General features: G+C 73.6%; 13 protein-coding genes. 5 read left to right on the forward strand and 8 right to left on the reverse strand.

The annotated features are described in order from the left end of the window. Nucleotides 1-161 precede the first annotated feature (161 nt). Nucleotides 162-926, forward strand: coding sequence for a helix-turn-helix domain-containing protein (locus NE235_RS29430; protein WP_252808584.1), 765 nt, complete (start codon nucleotides 162-164; stop codon nucleotides 924-926). 231 nt (nucleotides 927-1157) lie between these two features. Here NE235_RS29430 and NE235_RS29435 read toward each other — a convergent pair whose 3' ends face one another. Together NE235_RS29435 and NE235_RS29440 are read right to left on the reverse strand one after the other, a co-directional pair. Beyond that, on the reverse strand, nucleotides 1158-3647 hold the full coding sequence (locus NE235_RS29435) for an ABC transporter permease (RefSeq protein ID WP_252808586.1): 2490 nt from the start codon (nucleotides 3645-3647) through the stop codon (nucleotides 1158-1160). Beyond that, a complete protein-coding gene (locus NE235_RS29440; RefSeq protein ID WP_252808588.1) occupies nucleotides 3644-4378 on the reverse strand; it encodes an ABC transporter ATP-binding protein in 735 nt (244 codons plus the stop codon). Before NE235_RS29440 ends, NE235_RS29435 begins: the two co-directional genes overlap by 4 nt. 200 nt (nucleotides 4379-4578) lie before the next feature. On the opposite strand from NE235_RS29440, the gene NE235_RS29445 reads away from it, so the two are divergent. Together NE235_RS29445 and NE235_RS29450 are read left to right on the forward strand one after the other, a co-directional pair. Next, complete coding sequence (locus NE235_RS29445; protein ID WP_252808590.1) at nucleotides 4579-6393, forward strand: serine/threonine-protein kinase; 1815 nt, start codon at nucleotides 4579-4581, stop codon at nucleotides 6391-6393. A 118-nt stretch (nucleotides 6394-6511) separates the two neighbouring features. Then, a complete protein-coding gene (locus NE235_RS29450; RefSeq protein ID WP_252808592.1) occupies nucleotides 6512-7117 on the forward strand; it encodes a response regulator transcription factor in 606 nt (201 codons plus the stop codon). 56 nt (nucleotides 7118-7173) lie between these two features. Here NE235_RS29450 and NE235_RS38400 read toward each other — a convergent pair whose 3' ends face one another. Together NE235_RS38400 and NE235_RS29460 are read right to left on the reverse strand one after the other, a co-directional pair. Next, entirely contained in the window at nucleotides 7174-9351 is a 2178-nt protein-coding gene (locus NE235_RS38400; protein WP_252808594.1) for a sensor histidine kinase, read from the reverse strand. 49 nt (nucleotides 9352-9400) lie between these two features. Beyond that, nucleotides 9401-10243, reverse strand: coding sequence for a fumarylacetoacetate hydrolase family protein (locus NE235_RS29460; RefSeq protein WP_252808604.1), 843 nt, complete (start codon nucleotides 10241-10243; stop codon nucleotides 9401-9403). A 223-nt stretch (nucleotides 10244-10466) separates the two neighbouring features. Between NE235_RS29460 and NE235_RS29465 the strand changes: the two genes are divergently transcribed. Continuing rightward, entirely contained in the window at nucleotides 10467-11072 is a 606-nt protein-coding gene (locus NE235_RS29465) for a response regulator transcription factor (protein ID WP_252808607.1), read from the forward strand. On the opposite strand, the gene NE235_RS38405 is transcribed toward NE235_RS29465, so the two are convergent. Continuing rightward, the gene (locus NE235_RS38405) at nucleotides 10992-12770 is read right to left on the reverse strand and encodes a sensor histidine kinase (RefSeq protein WP_252808609.1); all 1779 of its coding nucleotides are present in this window, start codon (nucleotides 12768-12770) and stop codon (nucleotides 10992-10994) included. The genes NE235_RS29465 and NE235_RS38405 overlap by 81 nt on opposite strands. 100 nt (nucleotides 12771-12870) lie before the next feature. Between NE235_RS38405 and NE235_RS29475 the strand changes: the two genes are divergently transcribed. Continuing rightward, nucleotides 12871-14877, forward strand: a complete 2007-nt coding sequence (locus NE235_RS29475) for a serine hydrolase domain-containing protein (RefSeq protein ID WP_252808611.1) — start codon at nucleotides 12871-12873, stop codon at nucleotides 14875-14877. 6 nt (nucleotides 14878-14883) lie between these two features. Here NE235_RS29475 and NE235_RS29480 read toward each other — a convergent pair whose 3' ends face one another. From NE235_RS29480 to NE235_RS29490, 3 genes are read right to left on the reverse strand one after another with little or no spacing between them, the layout of a single operon-like run. Then, on the reverse strand, nucleotides 14884-15660 hold the full coding sequence (locus NE235_RS29480) for an ABC transporter permease (RefSeq protein WP_252808613.1): 777 nt from the start codon (nucleotides 15658-15660) through the stop codon (nucleotides 14884-14886). Beyond that, entirely contained in the window at nucleotides 15657-17198 is a 1542-nt protein-coding gene (locus NE235_RS29485; protein ID WP_252808615.1) for an ABC transporter permease subunit, read from the reverse strand. Before NE235_RS29485 ends, NE235_RS29480 begins: the two co-directional genes overlap by 4 nt. Next, entirely contained in the window at nucleotides 17195-18118 is a 924-nt protein-coding gene (locus NE235_RS29490) for an ATP-binding cassette domain-containing protein (protein WP_252808733.1), read from the reverse strand. The genes NE235_RS29485 and NE235_RS29490 overlap by 4 nt, the downstream gene beginning before the upstream one ends. Between the last annotated feature and the right edge of the window lie 86 nt (nucleotides 18119-18204).

Raw genomic sequence — 18204 nt, forward strand, 5'->3', positions numbered from 1 at the left:
TCCTTGCGTGTACGTGACAGCGTGGCGCGTCGGAGTTACGCTCGGGAACGATTCAACTCTTCTTTCGAAGTGAACAGTTACCGCACCGTCACCAGGCGTGATAGGCAAAGAAAGTGAACAGAGGGAGCGACCTAGATCCAAAAGAGTCTCTGGCCCATCTCATGGCCTACTACCTCCGGATATACCGCGAGGCGGCCGGCCTGACCCAGCTGGAGCTGGCCGGGAAGCTGCATGTCGGGGACAGCCACCTGGGCAACCTCGAACGAGGCCGCAGGCGGATCACGATCACACAGGCCAAGGAAGCCGACAAAATCTTCAACCTGCCCGGCTGGTTCGAAAACCTTCATTACCACGCCCAGCGACAACACCGAGACTGGCTGGAACAGTACGCAGCGCTAGAGGTCGAGGCATCGGAGATCCGATCATGGCAGCCGCTATGGCTGCCTGGTCTGCTACAGACCGAGGCGTACGCCAGAGCCACCATGGAAGGTAGCCATGTCGATGATGTCGAAGGCAAGATCGCCACCCGACTGAAAAGGCAGGCCATCCTCGAAAGAGAAGATCCACCACATATCTGGTTCTTAATAGACGAGAAGACGATCGCTCAGGGCGTAGGAGGCCCTGAGGTCATGGCGGAGCAGATCGAACATCTCCTGGCGTTGACGGAGCAGCCCTCCATCACGCTCCAGCTCATCCCCTCCCGAGCCGGGGTACACCCTGGGCTGGACGGAGGCTTCAATGTTCTGACGACCGACGAGGGCGACGTGGGGTTCGTAGAAGCCCCATTGGGCGGCAGGCTTATACAGGACGACCAAGACGTCCGGAGGCTCGCGAGGCGATGGGATCACATAAGGTCCCTGGCGCTACCAGTGACAGAAACCCGAGCAAAACTTCTCGAAATCCTGGAAGGATTGTACGAAGGATGAAGCTTGTCAAAGTCGTGAAGAACTTCCGGAAATCGGCGTACAGCCAGCCCGACGGCGAATGCGTCGAGGTCGCGGAAGTCGTTGCGGCGAGGCAGTAGCCGGTCTGAGCTTCTTCAGAGGCCCTCTCCCTCCCCCACCTGATGGACGGGGGAAGCCATATCCGTGACGAACTCCGACGCGCCGGGGCGGACCGATGGTCCGCGCCGGCGCGTCGGCGGGTGGTGTTCGCGGTTAGGCGCGGGAGCCGATGAGGTCGGCGGGGCGGGTGGCCAGTGCGAGACGGGCCGGCAGGACCGTCGCGAGCACCGCGAGGGCGGCGGCGCCCCCGATGACGGCCAGGTACGGGACCGGCGGGACGTACGGCGCGGCGGACCCGATCATCCCGGTGGCGAGGGCCGTCAGCGTGATGAGGGTGACGGCCGTGCCGAGGACGACGGCGGTCGCCACGACCGCGAGGGTCTCCCAGCGGAGCATCCGCATGACCTGCCGGCGGGTGGTGCCGACGAGGCGGAGCAGGGCGAGTTCGCGGGCGCGGTCGGCGGTGGCCATGGCGAGGGTGTTCACGACCGCGATGGCGGTGAAGGCGATGATCAGGCCCATGGCGACGTAGTTGACCTCGGCGCCGGCGGCGGCGCGGTCCTTCGACAGGGTGGCCTGGTCGAGGACGGTGACGGCCGGGTAGTGCCGGACGGCCGACCGAAGGGCGTCCGCCCCGGCGGGGCCGGCGACCAGCACCGTGTCGGCGCGAGGGTCGTCGACGTGCGCGGCGAGCAGGTCATGGGCGACGGTGAGGTCGCCGAAGCCGAGGCCGCGGCCGTACACCGCGATGACCCGGGGGGCGAACGGGGTGCCGTCGCCGAGCGTCATGCGGATCGTGTCGCCGACGTGGACGCCGAGCCGGTCGGCGGCGGTGCCGCTGACGGCGATCGTGCCCGCGTCGAGGCCGTTCAGCGAGCCGGAGCGTACGTCGAGGTTCATGGTGCGGGAGAGCCCGGCGGGGGTGACGCCCTGGACGCCGTAGTTCGCCAGCCCGACGCGGACGGTGCTGTGCAGGACCTCGGTGACCGTGGTGACGCCGTCGGTGTGCCGGAGCGCGGCGGCGGCCGCGGCGGGCACCTTGGGGCCGAGGACGTGGTCGGCGACGGTGCCGGCGTCGGCCTGGGCGGTGGCGGCGTGCCCCATGGTCGTCTGCGCGAACAGTATCGTGCCGGTCAGGCCGACCATCAGCGTCAGCGGGGCGATGACCGAGCCGACGATTCGGGAGCGGGTGCGCAGGTTCGCGGCGGCGAGGTGGCCGCCGACCGGCGAGAGCCGGAGCAGCGTGCCCCACAGGGCGGCGGCCGTACGGGCGACGATCGGGGCGAGCAGGGCGACGGCGACGGTCCAGACGATCGCGGTGAGCATGGTGACCGGGCTGGAGGCCGCCTCGGTGTTCAGCGACGACAGCACCAGGGTCAGCACCACGCCGCCGGCGAGGCACGCGAGCCCGGCGAGGATCCGGGCCGCTCCGGTGCGCGGCCCGCTCAGCGCGGCCTCGCCGAGGGCCTCCACGGGCCGGATCCGGGCGGACCGGCGGGCGGACAGGCGCGCCGCCGCCCAGGCGGCCACGACGGCGGCGAGCACCGCGGCGAACAGCGGGAACGGGCTGATGACCAGGTTCAGGGTGGGCGGCAGGGCGCCGAGGGCGCGGAACCGGTCGCGCAGCCACAGGCCCAGGAGCGGCCCGACCGCCGCGCCGAGGGCGCCGGCGCCGACGCTGACGATCAGTGCCTCCCGGCCGATCATCCGGCGGATCTGGCGCGGGGTGGCGGCCACGGCGCGCAGGAGCGCGATCTCCCGCTGCCGCTGCTGGATGGACAGGGCGAACGTGCCGGCGACGACGAGGATCGCGACGAGCAGCGCCGTCCCGCCGAGCGCGCCGCCCATGCTGATCAGCTTGATCCGTGCCTTCTCCGCGTCCCAGAACTCGGTGCGGCCGCGGTCGCCGCCGGTGTGCACGGTCGCGGTCGTGCCGCGGACGGCGGCGGTGACGCTCTTCGCGACCGTGGACGTCCCGGACTCGCCGGCCGCGGGGAACACGCCGATCGCGCTGACCGCGCCCGGCCGCCCGGCGAGCCGCCGCGCCTCACCGGTCGAGAAGAAGACCGCGGCCTGGTGCGGGAGCGCCTCGCGGGTCACGCCGACGACCCGGTACGCGCCGGTCGCGATCGGCGAGGAGACTGGCAGGCGCGAGCCCACGCGCAGGTGCGCCGTACGCGCGGTGGCGGCGTCGACGACCACCTCGCCCGCAGCCGACGGCGCGCGGCCCGCCGCGAAGGTGAACGGGGTCAGGGCCGCCGACTCCCAGCCGTGCCCCCAGGAGCTCCCCGGCGTGGCGCCCGGCACCTCGGCCGGGAAGGTGACCTCGGTGACGACCGAGCGGACGCCCGGCACCCCGCGCAGGCGGTCCGCCGTCGCGACCGGCAGCCAGGCGCGTTCGGCGAGCGCCTTCGCCTTGTGCTTGACCTTGTGCTTTTTGATCTTGTCCTGGTGGACGTACTGGTCGCCGGTGACGAGGACGGGCGCGCCGGCGTACCGCTCCGGGGCGATGGTGCCGCGCAGGCCCGTGTCCAGGAGGATGCCGCAGGCGCACACGAGGGCCGCGGCGCAGAACAGCGCGAGGAACGCCCCGGCGAACCCGGCCTTGCGGTGCCGCAGGGTGCTGAGGACCAGTCCGATCATCGGTTCCACGCTCCCAGGCGGGTCATGCGGGCGGCGACCTTCTCGCTCGTCGGGGCGTCCATCGCGTCGGCGATGCGGCCGTCGGCGAGGAACAGCACCGTGTCGGCGTACGACGCGGCGACCGGGTCGTGGGTGACCATGACGACGGTCTGGCCCATCCCGTCGACCGTCTCGCGCAGCAGGGAGAGCACTTCCCGCGCGGTCATGGTGTCGAGCGCGCCGGTCGGCTCGTCGCCGAAGACGACCTCGGGCCGGGTCACGAGGGCGCGGGCGATCGCGACCCGCTGCTGCTGGCCACCGGACAGCTGGGCGGGCCGGTGACCGATCCGCTCGGCCAGGCCGACACGCTCCACGATCTCCCTCAGCCGGGCACGGTCCACGCGGGTACGGGAGAGACGCAGCGGCAGGGTGATGTTCTGCTCGACCGTCAGCGACGGCACGAGGTTGAACGCCTGGAACACGAACCCGACCCGCCGGCGCCGCAGCTCCGTCAGCCGGGTCTCGTTCAGCCTCGACAGTTCGGTGTCACCGAGCCGCACGCTGCCGGACGTTGGGGTGTCCAGCCCGGCGGCGCAGTGCAGGAACGTGCTCTTGCCCGAGCCTGAGGGCCCCATCACGGCCGTGAACCGGCCGCGCGGGAGGCCGATCGTCACCTCGCGCAGTGCCGCGACCGCGCTCCTGCCCTTGCCGTACACCTTGCTCACGGCGTCCATCGCCACGACGTCATCCATGCCCATAAGTGTGCTGAGCTGCGGTTTCCCGGACCAGAGACGTGCTCACGAGTCGACCATGACCTCGTCATGCCTCCGGCCGTGACGACCTCCTGGTACGGCCCGCCTCGCCGGCTGCGGTGCTCGCCCCGAGGTAACGGCGGCATCTCGATCGGCCCGATCCCGCGCGGTTCCGGTAGTGAGTGGAACAGCATCATTCTGTGGACGAATGGTCACTTCCCGGGTACGTCGCCCTCCGCGAGCTGGGACGCGGCGGCTTCGGCCGTGTCGTTCTCGCCCGGCATCAGGCTTCGGGCACGCAGGTCGCCGTCAAGTACCTCACCGTTCCGGATGAAGGCTTCCGCGCGGAGTTCCGGGAAGAGGCGCGGCTGCTGCGCGATCTCGATGACCCGCACGTGGTGCGCCTCTTCGAGTACGTCGAGCAGCCGCAGGGCGCGGCCATCGTCATGGAGGCGATCGACGGGGTACCGCTCCGGGCGCTGCTCGACGAGCGGGGCCCGCTGGAGCCGGAGGCCGCGCTGGCGGTGCTGAAGGGATCCCTGCTCGGCCTGGGAGCCGCGCATCGCGTGGGTGTCGTCCACCGCGACTACAAGCCCGCCAACGTCATGGTGGAGGCCGACGGCCGGAGCAAGCTGATCGACTTCGGCATCGCGGTGCGCTCCGGCGCGGCGGGCCAGATCATCGGCACCCCGGCGTACATGGCCCCGGAGCAGTGGGCCGGAGCACCCGCCTCGCCCTCCACCGACGTGTACGCCGCCACGTGCGTGTTCTTCGAATGCGTGATGGGCCGCACGCCGTACTCCGGCGATACGGCCGCGGCCTACCGCGCTCAGCACACGAGCGGCGAGATCCCCGCCGATCAGGCACCGCCGCCGATCCAGGCGCTGCTCCACCGTGGCCTGGCCAAACTCCCGGACGACCGGCCGCCGGGCGCGCTGGAGTTCGCCGAAGAGCTGGAGTCGGCGGCGGTGGCCGAGTACGGGCCGCAGTGGGAGTCCAACGGCTGGCGGCGGCTGGCCGAGGCGGCGGCCGGTCTCGCCGCGCTGTTCCCGTTCGCGGCTCTGGTGGCGGGTACGGCCCCCGGTGCGGCCGGCCACGTGGGCGGGGCCGCCGCGGGTAAGGCCGGTGGCGCCGCGGCGGGCAAGGCCGGCGGGGCCGCGGCGGGCAAGGCCGGCGGGGCCGCGGCGGGCAAGGCCGGTGCGCTCACCAAGATCCTTGGTTCCAACGCCGGAGTGAAACTGGGCGCCATCGCCACCGGTGTCGTCGTGGCGGGCTCGGCGACGACCGCCGCCATCGTCCTGAGCCGGCACAAGCCGAAGAAACCGGAACCCGTCGCCGCGCGGATCGAGCTGGCCTCCTACCGCCGGTCCATCGCCGGCCTCGACCTGCGAGAGGCACGCTACGCCCACGTGAGCGGCGTCCGGGACGCCACCGTGCAGCGCAGGATCGATCAGGCGCTGTTCGCCCCACTCGACTGGGGCATCGTCCTCATGCAGAAACAGGACGCGGACGCGAACCCGCCGTGCACGAAACCGACGATCCTCCGCTCACAGCCAAAGGTCGGGATCAACGGGCCGCGGCTGGCATCGGTCCAGTACGCACTGCCGGCGACGTACTGTTCCCCCCTCGACTACCGACTCCCCCGGATCACCGTCAACGTCGACCTGCGCACCGGGAAGGCGCTGACCGCCGACGACGTGTTCCGGCCCGAGACGCTCCGCCCGGACGGCCTCGCGACGCTACTGAACCGGGTGTCGCCGCATGTGACCGACCCCGACCTGCACACCGTGTGCGTCCGCCCGCCGCTGCGTCACGACGACTTCTTCCCGACCTCGGCGCTCCTGCCGGGGACGCGGCCCCAGCCGCCGCGCGTCTCCGCGTTCTTCACGGCCGGTGGGATGGTCGTCAGCTGGTCGCACGCGGGCAGCGAATGCCCTTACTACGCGCTCACCTTGCCGTACTCCGAGGTGCGGGACCTGCTCAACCCGCAGATCGCCGCGGAGCTGCCCCGGTGACCGGACGACGTCACCTCGTCCTCGCGCCGGGCGGCGTCCCGGGCGGTCCTGCCGGGGCTTCACGCTCATCGTGGGTCACGGCACGGTGGGGCGCCGCCGGCCCTGGTACACATGACCTGTGATCAAGGTTCTGCTGGCCGACGACCATGCCGTGGTGCGCGGGGCCCTGGCCGCGCTGCTGTCGCTGGAGCCGGACCTGGAGGTGGTCGCCGAGGTCGACGCGGGTGACCAGGTGCTGCCCGCCGTGCTGCGCCACCGGCCGGACGTCGCGGTCCTCGACGTCGACATGCCCGGCGCCGACGGGCTGAGCGCCGCCGCCGCCGTGCACGAGCAGGTGCCGGAGTGCCGGACGCTGATGCTCACGGGGCACGGCAAGCCCGGGCACCTGCGCCGGGCCCTCGCCGCGCACGCCGGCGGGTTCCTGCTGAAGACCGCGCCGCCCGATGAACTGGTCGCGGGCATCCGGGCGGTCGCCGCCGGGCGGCGCGTTCTGGACCCGAACCTGGCGCTGACCGCGTGGGACCTCGCCGACGACCCGCTCACCCCGCGTGAGACGGACGTGCTGCGGCTGGCCGCCGAGGGCGCCGACGCGACCGAGATCGCCGCGCGGCTGCACCTGTCGGCCGGGACCGTGCGCAACTACCTGACCGCCGTCGTCGACAAGCTGAACGCGCGCAACCGCACCGACGCCGTCCGGATCGCCCGGGAGGCGGGCTGGATCTGACCGTGGCCGTGGCGTCCACGGACGCGGCGGCACGCCTGCGCGAGAATCCTTGAGGCTCAGGGCTCGGCCGGGGCGTCCGCGTCCGCGCGCAGCCGGGCCTGGACCCGGAAGCCGCCGTCGCCGTCGGCGCGTGCGGTCAGGGTGCCGCCGACGGCGGCCAGCCGGGTCGTGAGGTTGCCGATGCCCGCCCCGGGCGGGGTGCGCCGGGCCCGCGGGTCGAGCCCGTCGTTGTCGACCGTGAGGGTCACGGCGCCCGCCTCGCTCGTGGTGACGATGGCGCAGTGGCGGGCGGCGCTGTGCCGCAGGATGTTGGTCACGGCCTCCCGCAGCACCGTGCTGAGCACCGTCGCCGACGGGCCGGGCAGCGGGCCGTGGCCGAGGTCGACACGGGTCTCGACGCCCGCGGCGGTCAGCACGGAACGCGCGGACTCGGCCTCGATCTCCAGCGACATCTCCGGCTCGCCGGCGCCCGAGGCCGCGCGCAGGTCCACCTGGGCCCGCTCGGCCATCGCGACGACCTCGGTGAGCTCCGCCCGGGCCCGGTCCGGGTCGGCCGCGGCGAGCCTGCGGGCCAGCTCGCACTTGAGGAGCATCGCGGCGAGGCTGTGACCGAGCAGGTCGTGCAGGTCGCGGGCGGCGCGGAGGCGCTCCTGGACGGTCGCCGCCCGGGCCAGCTCCGCCCCGGCCGCCCGCAGGTCGCGTACGAGGCGGGCGAGGCGCACCAGGGCGTACACCACGAGGCCGGTGACCAGCACGCTCACCGTGTAGTTGACGATCCGCGCCGGGCCCTGCGACAGCGCGGCCGCCATCGCCCCGGTGGCCGCCATCGCCGCCGCCACGAGCGGCACGCCGAGCCGGATCGGCAGGGCCACCAGGAAGGTGCCCGCGAGGAAGCCGGCGGTGCCGAGCCACGCGGTGCCGAACCACAGCACCGGCACGAAGCTGAGGAGCGTCTGCGCGGCCAGGAGCGCGTACGGACGCCGGGGCGGGGCTTCGGCGGTCCAGCGCAGCTGCAGGACCGCGAGGAGGGCCATGCCGGCCACGGCGGCGGGCAGGGTCGCGCCCCAGGGGACGTGCAGGAGTCCCTTGACGCAGAAGCCCGCCACCACCACCGCGAGGAGCGTCACGGACAGGGCGTACGCGGTGGGGTCGGGCACGGTCACGGGGCGCGGAGTGGCCGCGATCGCCGCCTCCACGGTGAACCGGCCGTCGGCGTCGAGGCCCATGGTGAGCGTGCCGCCGGCCGCCTCGACCCGCCCGGCGGCCGCGGCCAGGCCCTCCTCGCCGCGCGCCGCGGTGGGAGCGCCGTCGTTGCTCACGCGGAGCCGGACCGTCCCGTCCTGCTGGGAGGTCTCGATGACGCACCTGGTCGCCGTGCCCTGGCGTACGACCTCGGTGACGGCCTCGCGCAGCACGGTGGCGAGCAGCGCGCCCGCCGAGCCGAGCGGCTCGTCGTGGCCGGTGCGGACCTCCGCCTCGATCCCGGCCGCGGACAGCAGCGCCCGCGCCGCCGTGGCCTCGGGCGCGAGAGACATGGCGCGGAAGCCGGCCGCCGCCGCCCGCGTGTCGGCCAGCGACCGGCGGGCCACGCGGAGGACGTCGCCGATCTCGGCGGGATCGCCGAGGGCCCGGCGGCTGCCGGCGGTGATCGCGTCCAGGCCGCGCCCGATGCCGGTGTTCAGCTCGGTGGCGATGCGGAGGCGTTCCCGTGCGACGGCCGCCATCGTCAGCGCCGGCCGGGCCGCGGCCAGGTCGGCGACCCGGTCGGCCAGCCGTACGAGGCCGTACACGACGAGCGTGCCGAGGACCGGGGTGATCGCGGCGTCGGCCGCGGCGGCCGCGTCCGGGAACCGCAGGACCGCGACGACCACCCCGCCGGCGAGCACCGCGATCGCGGGCAGCGTGTACGAGGCGAGCAGCAGCGGCGCCGCGGCGAACGCGAGGACCCCCACGGACGTGCCGAACCCGAGCACGTCGGCGCACGCCAGGATGGACTGCGCCGCGACGAGCGGCACGCCACGGAACCTCGCCGCGCGGGGCAGCACCCAGATGAGCAGGGACGCGTACAGGAGCACGGTGACGGCCACCACACCGGCGACGCGCGGCACGCCACCCGTACGGAACGGGGCGGCGAGGACGTACACCCCGGCGAACGCCGCGAGGACGACCACGACGATCAGCCGGGCCAGACGCGGGCCGATCGCCGGCCCGGCGTGCGGATGCTGCGAACTCACGAGAGGAGTGGTCTCCAACCTTCACGGGCCACGCGGGTCCCCCGGCGGCTCAGCGCGGGCCGGTGTCTCCGGCGAGCCACGTCATCGGGTCCCGGCCGGCGACGACCGTGCTCGTGAGCGTACCGACCTCCGCGATCGTGATCGTGATCTCGTCGCCGCCCGCGAGGGTGAACGGCAGCTCCGGGACGAGGCAGGTGCCGGTGGCGAGGACGGCGCCGTCCGGGAACACGTCCGCGCGGAACAGGTACCCGACCAGGTCGTCGAGCCTGCGGTGCAGCTGCTCCGTGCTCGCCCGCCCCGTCCACGCGACGCCGCCGTCGCGCCGGATCGTGAGCTCGATGCCCAGGGCGTACGGGTCGGGCACCTCCCAGGCGGGCCGTACGCCGGGACCGGCCGCGCAGCCGCCCAGGTAGATCTTGGCCTGCGGCAGGTACAGCGGGTTCTCGCCCTCGATGGTGCGGGAGCTCATGTCGTTCACGACGGTGTAGCCGACGATCTCCGCGTGCCGGTTCAGCACCAGGCCGAGTTCGGGTTCGGGCACGTCGATCCCGGAGTCCGTGCGGATCGCGACGGTCTCGCCGTCGCCGGTCACCCGCCAGGCCGCGGACTTGAAGAACAACTCGGGGCGTTCGGCGTCGTACACCTGGTCGTACACGTCGGCGGACCGCTCGCTCTCGGTCATCCGCGCCTCGCGGGAACGCCGGTAGGTGACGCCGGCCGCCCAGACCTCCATCCGCCCGTCCGCCGGCGGCAGCGTCCGTACGCCCGCGGCGTCGTGCCGGGGGCCGTCCGCCGCGAGGCAGCGGTCCCGCAGCTCCGCCAGGGGGAGCCGGAGCAGCTCGCCGAGGCTCCCGGCCAGCTCGGTGACGGTCGTGCCGTCGGACACCCCCACCAGCGGATGGTTCCCGCCCACCGGTATGAAACGGACAATGTGCACGTCATCCCTCGCTTCACGTCGGGTACGCCAGCACCGTAGGCGGAGGCGGGCGGACCGGTCCAGCCTGTTCCCGCCGGATCCGATGCACCTGATCCCGCACGCCGTGAGACCGGCGTGCCGTCGCCGTACACCGCTCCCTGGCAGGATGTGAGGCGCGGACGCGAACGGGGAGCAGGGCGTGATACGGGTACTTCTGGCCGAGGACATGCACCTCATCCGCGGCGCCCTGATCGCGCTGCTGGCTCTCGAGCCCGACCTCGAGGTGGTCGCCGAGGTGTCGACCGGCGACGCCGTGCTCCCCGCCGCGCTCGATCACCGGCCGGACGTCGCCGTGCTGGACGTCGACATGCCGGGCATCGACGGGCTGACTGCGGCCACCGCGCTCGCCGAGCGGCTCCCGGACTGCCGCGCGCTGATCCTGACGGCGCTCGGCCGCCCCGAGACCCTGCGCCGGGCCCTGACGGCCCAGGTCCGGGGCTTCATGCTGAAGGACTCGCCGCCCACCGAGCTGGCCGACGCGATCCGCCGGGTGGCGGCCGGGGAGCTCGTGATCGACGCGCAGCTGGCCGCCGCGGCGATCACGGCCCGGCCGAACCCGCTGACGGAGCGGGAGGCCGAGGTGCTGCGGCTGGCCGCGGAGGGGGCGGAGCTCGCGGAGATGGCCTCCCGGCTCCACCTGACGAAGGGCACCGTCCGCAATTATCTAGCGGCGATCGTCACCAAGCTGGACGCCCGCAACCGCATCGACGCGGTCCGCATCGCCACCGAGGCCGGCTGGCTGTAGGACCAGGAGCTCGAACTCCCCGCCCGGGCGCGGCCCGGCCGTGAGCCGGCCGCCCATCGCGGCCACGCGCTCGGTGAGGTTGCCGACGCCCTGGCCACCCGCCCCCGCCGGAGCACCGGGCACGCCGACGTCGGTGACGCCCGGTCCGCCGGTCCCCGCCGGAGTCCCGGGGACGCCGTCGTTGGTGACGCGGAGCCGGGTCGTGCCGCCGGCGACGGTGACCTCGATGGAGCAGGTCCGGGCCCGGCTGTGCCGGAGGACATTGGTGACGGCCTCGCGCAGCACGGTCGCCAGCAGGGCGTCGACCGGTCCGGGGAGGCCGTCGGCGGAGGCGTCGGCGCGCGCCGCGATCCCGGCGGCGGCGAGCACGTCACACGCCGAGGCGAGCTCCGCGCGGAGGGACATCCGGGGATCGTCGCCCGGGATGGCGCGCAGGTCGCCCAGCGCGCGCCGGGCGATCAGCACGATGCCGGCGAGTTCGCGTTCGGCCCGAGCGGGGTCCCGCGCGGCCAGCTCGGCCTTGACGATGATGGCGGACAGGCCGTACCCGAGCAGGTCGTGCACGTCCCGGGCGATCCGCCGCCGCTCGCGCGCCAGGGCCATCGCGGCGAGCGCCAGGCGCGCCTCCCGGATCTCGTGGACGAGCCCGGTGAGCAGCGCCAGCCCGTAGAAGATCAGCGCGATCGTTCCCGTGTCGACCGTCAGGGACGCCGTCTCGCCCAGAGGGACGGACCGGACGAGCAGGATGACGGGAACGCTCACGACGACGATCCCGGACAGCGTCCAGGCCAGGCGACCACCGAGGATGATCAGGATCGAGCCCGCGGCGAAGCCGACCATCCGGGGTTCGGGCCCGCCGGGAGCCAGAAGCGGCAGGCAGGCGAGCACGGTCTGGGCGGAGAGCGTCCAGCCGGCGTACCGGGGCCGTACACCGGGCGGCCGCGGCAGGCAGTGGTAGACGGACAGCCCGATGACGACGGCGAGGGCGGTCAGGTCGGTGGCGAGGATGAGGGCGGGCGGCGACGCGCTCCCCAGGACGATCGCGCCGACGGCCAGGTACTCCAGGTGCGCGGCGACGACGATCGGAAGTGCCAGGCGCGGCGTCAGGTCGGCGGGCGGCGGCTCGACCGGAGCGGCGGGCGTGGCCCGGACGCGCGCCGCACTCTCCCGGGCGATGGTCAGGATCCGTTCGACCCGTCCCCGTGCGGCGAGCCCGGCGATCTCGGAGAGGGCCGAGCCGAGGGCGGCGTCCAGGTCGCGGGAGAACCTCTCGCGTTCGCCGGCGACGGACTCGGCGGCCAGTGCGCCGCGGGCGGCGCGGAGTTCGGCGCGCAGGTCGCTGAGCCGGGTGAGGCCGTAGACGGTGACGCCGATCGCCAGGGCGTTGCCCATGGCGTTGGCGCAGGCGTAGACGTCGCCGAGGTTCAGCAGCCCGGCGGCGGCCACGACGGCGCCGAACAGCGGCCAGCGGATCCGTCCGGGGACGATCAGCAGGACGGAGGCGGCGAGGAAGCCCGGCGGACCCGCCCAGGGGAACAGCGCGGCCTGCGCGGCGAGACTCCACCGGCCCCGGAACCGTTTGGTCCCCGGCAGGCAGTGGAGGATCTGCAGGGCGAGCGTCAGGACCGCCGGAACGCTCGGGTGGATCAACCACGGGTCGAGGGCCAGGCCGACCAGGACCACGAGGATGATCACCACGCGAAAATCCTAGCCATTTGTCCGGATTATGCGTTCTCCATATCGAGTCGGTGTGACCGGCACTGGTCGCGTGCGCACCCACCCCGACATCGTCTTTCCCATGAGAAGAACCGCCTTCGCCATCGCCCGCGCGGGCCTGGCGCTCGCCCTCGCGGCACCCCTGGCCGGTCTGCCGGCCGGTGCGCGAGCGGACGCGACGCACCCCCGCACCGCCCCGGGCGGCACGCCGTCGACGGGTACGGCGGCACAGGGAACGGCCGCGCGAGGTGCCGCGGCGCGAGGTGCGGTGCAGCCCACCCCGGCCGACGTCGCATCGACGGTGAACGGAATCGTGCCCGGCATGCTCGCCAAGGACCGGATCCCCGGCGCGGCGGTCGTGGTGGTGGCCGGAGGGCGACAGGTGTTCACGCAGGGGTACGGCGTCGCCGACGTCAACCGGCGCACCCCCCTCGACGCCCGGAGCACCGGCCTCTTCATCGGATCGATGGCCAAGCTGTTCACCGCCACCGCCGCCCTGCAACTGGTCGACCAGGGGAAACTCGACCTGCACACCGACGTCAACCGGTACCTCACCGGTTTCAGGATCCGTGACACGTACCCCGGCCGGCCCGTCACGCTGGAGAACCTCCTGACCCACACGGCCGGCTTCGACGACGACATCGTCGGCACGGCCGAGGCGGACCCGGCCCGCGTCGAACCCCTCGGCCGGAACCTCGCGAAGCGACAGCCCCCGCGGGTACGCCCGCCGGGGACCGTCGTCGCGTACGACAACTACGGGACGGCCCTGGCGGGATACCTCGTCGAGATCGCGTCCGGGGAGCCCTTCGCGCGCTACGTCGACGAGCACGTGCTGCGGCCGCTGGGCATGACCGCCACGACGTTCGCCCAGCCGCACCCGGCCGCGATCGACGCCACCCTGGCCCACGGCTACCGGCCGAACGGCTCCGGCCACACCGCCGAGAAGGGGCAGTACGGGTCGTGGTCGCCGACCGGCGCCGGAGCGGTGTCGCCCCCCGCCGACATGAGCCGGTTCATGCTCGCCCAGCTCGACAACGACCCCCGGCTCGGCCGGGACGTCGCGAAGCGGATGCAGCAGCGGCACTTCGCGCAGGACCCGCGGATCCCCGGCATGGGCTACCAGTTCGAGGAACGCCCGCGCAACGGCCGGCGGCTGCTGTTCAAGGACGGTGACGTGCCGGGCTTCCACGACCAGATGGCACTGCTCCCCGACGAGGGGATCGGCATCTACGTCGCCTTCAACGGCGACGGCACGGACACGGTCGCCGGCTGGGACGGCGTGAGCCTCATCGACCGTCTCGTCGACCGCTACCTCCCCGGCAGGACGGCCGCGGCGCCGGCCGTACGGACCGGTGACGTCGCGAAGTACGCCGGGACGTACCGGTCGGTCCGCACCAGCCACCACGCGCTGACGAAGATCTCCACCCTCGTCTCGTCGGTGTCCGTCCGGGCCGACGGCCCCGGGGCCCTGACGACCACCGGGCTGGCCCTCGACCCGGCCGCGGCGACCCGGCACTGGACGCAGGTCGGACCCGGGCTGTTCCAGGAGCGGAACGGCCAGGACCTGATCGCCTTCGACCGCAAGGGCATCCTGTCAGCGTCGACGACGCCCGCCGAGGCGTACGAGAAGCTGGAGTGGGCCGACTCCCCCGCGCTGTACCTGCCGATGTTCGGGGCGGGCGCCCTGGTGCTCCTGCTGTGCTTCCTCGGCATCCCGGTGGCCGCGCTCGTGCGCCGCCTGCGGCACCGCCCCGCCCGCTCCCGTGCCTCCCGCGCCGCCTGGCTGGCCGCCTGGGGCACCGGCGCGCTCGGCACGGCGTTCCTGGCCGGGTTCGCGTCGCTGATGACCGACTCCAACGCGCTCCAGGAGAAGATCATGCTGGGCTCGCCGTCCCTCACGGTGCTGCCGGTCGTCCTGGCGGTGGCGTTCATCCCGGCCGCAGCCGTCCTCGCCGGCACGGTGGCGGCCTGGTGGAAGGGCTGGTGGGGCTGGAGCGGACGGCTCTCGTACACCCTGATCGCCCTGGCCGGGGTCGCGTTCCTGAAGGTGGCGCTGACCTACAACCTCGTCGCCCTGCCGTTCGCCTGACGGCCGTCACGCGTCCCGCAGCCGGAACAGCAGGCCGCCGGTCAGCAGCGCGCCGGCGGCCCATCCGGCGAGGACGCCGAGTCCCGCCCACGGGCCCAGGGGCAGGGCCGCCAGGTGCCTCGTCGACTGGATCGCGAGCCCGGCGTTCATCGGCGAGATCCGCCAGAGGAACCTGCCCCAGCCCGGGTCGCTGATCAGGTAGGGCAGCACCGACAGGACGTACAGCAGGCCGAACACGAGACCGACGGCCGTCGCCGAGTCGCGCACGGTGGTGGCGACGCCGAGGGCGAACAGGCCGATCAGCACGAGGTACAGGACGGAACCCGCCGCCGCCCGGAACGTCGGCCCGTCGGCGAGGGACAGGAGCGGATACCCGCGCGCGGGGATGAAGCCGTTCCGCGGCAGGACGAGCCGCCCGGCGAGCACGCATCCGAGCACGGCGACCGTCCCCGCGGCCGAGGTGAGGGCGGTGAGGATCGTCGCCTTGGCGGCCAGCACCGCGGTGCGGCGCGGCATCGCCACGAGGGTCGTGTGGATCATCCCGGTCCCGTACTCCGCGCCGACCGACAGCACGGCCAGGATGACGATGATCGCCTGGCCCGCCTGGATCCCGGACAGGCCGACCTTGGGGGCGTCGTACCGGCACCCCGCCGACGGGCAGGAGACGAGCGCCGTGGCGGCGGCGCTCACGGCCACGGTCAGCGCGACGGCGGCGACCGGCAACCAGGCGGTGCCCGGCGCGGTGCGCACCTTGGTCCATTCCGCGCGGAGTTCTCGCCTCATGCGTCCCTCCGGCGCAGGGCGAGGACGGCCAGGGCGAGGGCCAGCGCGGCGTATCCACAGGAGACGGCGAAGCCGGCCCACGGCGACAACGGGTAGTAGCCGGCCTGAGGAGAGAAGAAGGCGGTCACCTGCGGGTACGCCGGAATGCTCTGCTGGATCGCGAACCCGGCGGCCGGGGTGACCCGCAGCAGCCACCGTGACGCCTCGACCGGCAGGACCGAGGTGGTGGCGAGGACGCGGGGCAGGACGACCAGCGCGATCGCACCGGTGATCGCCACGGTTCCGCGCCGGACCACGGTGCCGAGCGCGAGGGCGAGGACGGCGGTGACGGCGAGCAGCGCGGCGGTGCCCGCCACGACCCGCAGTTCGGTGAGCGGGCCGACCGGCAGGATGTCGTTACCGTTGGCGCGCAGAACGTGCGCGCCGAGCGGGACCGTGACGCCGGCGGCGATCAGCCCGGCGGCGAACGTCACCGCGGCGATCACGACGGCCTTCGCCGTCAGCGTCCGGCCGCGCCGGGGACCGGCGAGCAGGGTGGTGCGGATCAGTCCCCGCCGGTACTCCGCGGTCACGAACACCACCGCGACGACGACTACGACGATCAGTCCGGCGAGCAGCCCGGAGAGCGTCTTCTCGATGGTCTGGCCGTCGGTGCGGGGCGCGATGTCGCCGACCCCGGTCACGGTGAAGGTGCCGCCGGTCCGGACGACTCCGCCGGGGTGGTGGATCGCCCCGTCGGGCTCCTTCGCCGCCCCGATGTCGTCGTGGCGCCACGCGCCGCCGCTCATCTCGCCCTGAAGGCTTACGTGGTCGAACACCGCGGTGGCCTGGGCGAAGCGTGACGCCGCGATCGCCCCGCCGAGGTCGGCCTGCGTGACCGTCAGGTCGCCGGGGCAGGCGGCGAACAGCCCGATCCGTACGGTGGCCGGCAGGCCCTGCGGGCGGGCCGTGCCGACCTTCGCCCACCGCCTGCCGTCGGCCGACTCGTAGCCGGTCAGTTCGCCACCCGAGCGGACGAGCCGCAGCCAGCGCGGGGCCGTCTCCGAAACACCGCTCCGGCCGCCGGCCGTGTCGTGGACGAAGTCGTGCTGCAGCCGCACTCCGTGGCGGCCGGTGACCATCAGCGCCGCGTACGCCGCGCCCTGCCGGGTGCCGTCCTTGACGATCACGCCGGCCTTCGCCCACGGCTCGACCCTCGGGACCTCCCGCCGGACGCCGGGGGTGACGTCCGGCAGCCGGATCCGGCCGGTCAGGGAGGTCACCCGGACGGTGATGGAGCCGTCCCCGTTCAGCGCCCGGTGCACGAAGAAGAACTTGTCGTCGACCGCCTGGCCGTCCGGGCCGATCGGCACGGCGGGGCACACGTCGTCCGGGCCGCCGCACGAGGAGTGGCTGCCCGACGCGGCGAACAGCCCGAGGCCCACGGTCACGAGCACCGCGGCCACCATGCCGAGCACCCAGCCCCGGACCGTACGGAACTTGGTCCACTCCGCGCGGGAGAGCCGCGCGAAGCTCCGGGCGCCGTACGCGAAGGTCATCGGACCGCCTCCCGGCCCGTGGCGGCGTGAAACTCGACCGCGTCGCGCGTGAGCTCCAGGTACGCCTCCTCGAGCGTCACACGCTGGGCCATGACCTCGGAGAACGGCACCGCGTGCGCGGTGAGGACGGCCACGATCCGCTCGCCCGGCAACCCTGAGACGGTGAGCTCGTCGCCTTCGGTGACGGTCCCGGCGGCGCCCGCCCGCGCCAGCGCCCGCATCGCCCGCTCCGGCTCCGGGGTGCGTACGGTGACGCGGCCGCGCGAGGCGGCGGTGATCAGGTCCGCGACACCGGTGTCCGCGATGACGCGGCCCCGGCCCACCACGATGAGGTGGTCGGCGGCGCCCTGCAACTCGCTCATCAGATGGCTGGACACCAGAACGGCGCGGCCCTGGGCGGCCAGCGACCGCAGGAGGTCGCGGATCCAGATGATCCCCTCGGGGTCGAGGCCGTTGACCGGCTCGTCGAGCATGAACACCGGCGGGTCGCCGAGCAGCGCGGCGGCGATCCCGAGCCGCTGCCGCATGCCGAGCGAGAAGCCACCGGCCTTCCGCCGGGCAACGGACCGCAGACCCACCTGCTCGATCACCTCGTCGACCCGCCGGGCGCCCAGCCCCTGCGAGTGGGCCAGCCACAGCAGGTGGCCGCGCGCGGACCGGCCCGGCTGCAGCGCGGCGGCGTCCAGCAGCGCACCGACGTGGCGCAGGGGCTCGCGCAGACTCCGGTACGGCCGGCCGCCGACCAGCGCCGTACCCTCGTCCGCCGCGTCCAGCCCCAGGACCACCCGCATGGTGGTCGACTTCCCCGCGCCGTTCGGCCCGACGAAACCGGTGACCCGCCCCGGCCGCACCGTGAACGACATCCCGTCCAGCGCCACGGCCGGGCCGAAGCGTTTACGCAGGCCGGTCACCTCGATGATGGCTTCCCCGCTCACTGTCCCGTCCTCTCCTCGGTCGGGACAGACCCTGGACCGGGCGCCGTAACGGGGGCCGAACGGCCGCCGTT

The organism is Actinoallomurus spadix (assembly GCF_024055725.1).
Lineage (GTDB): Bacteria > Actinomycetota > Actinomycetes > Streptosporangiales > Streptosporangiaceae > Actinoallomurus > Actinoallomurus spadix.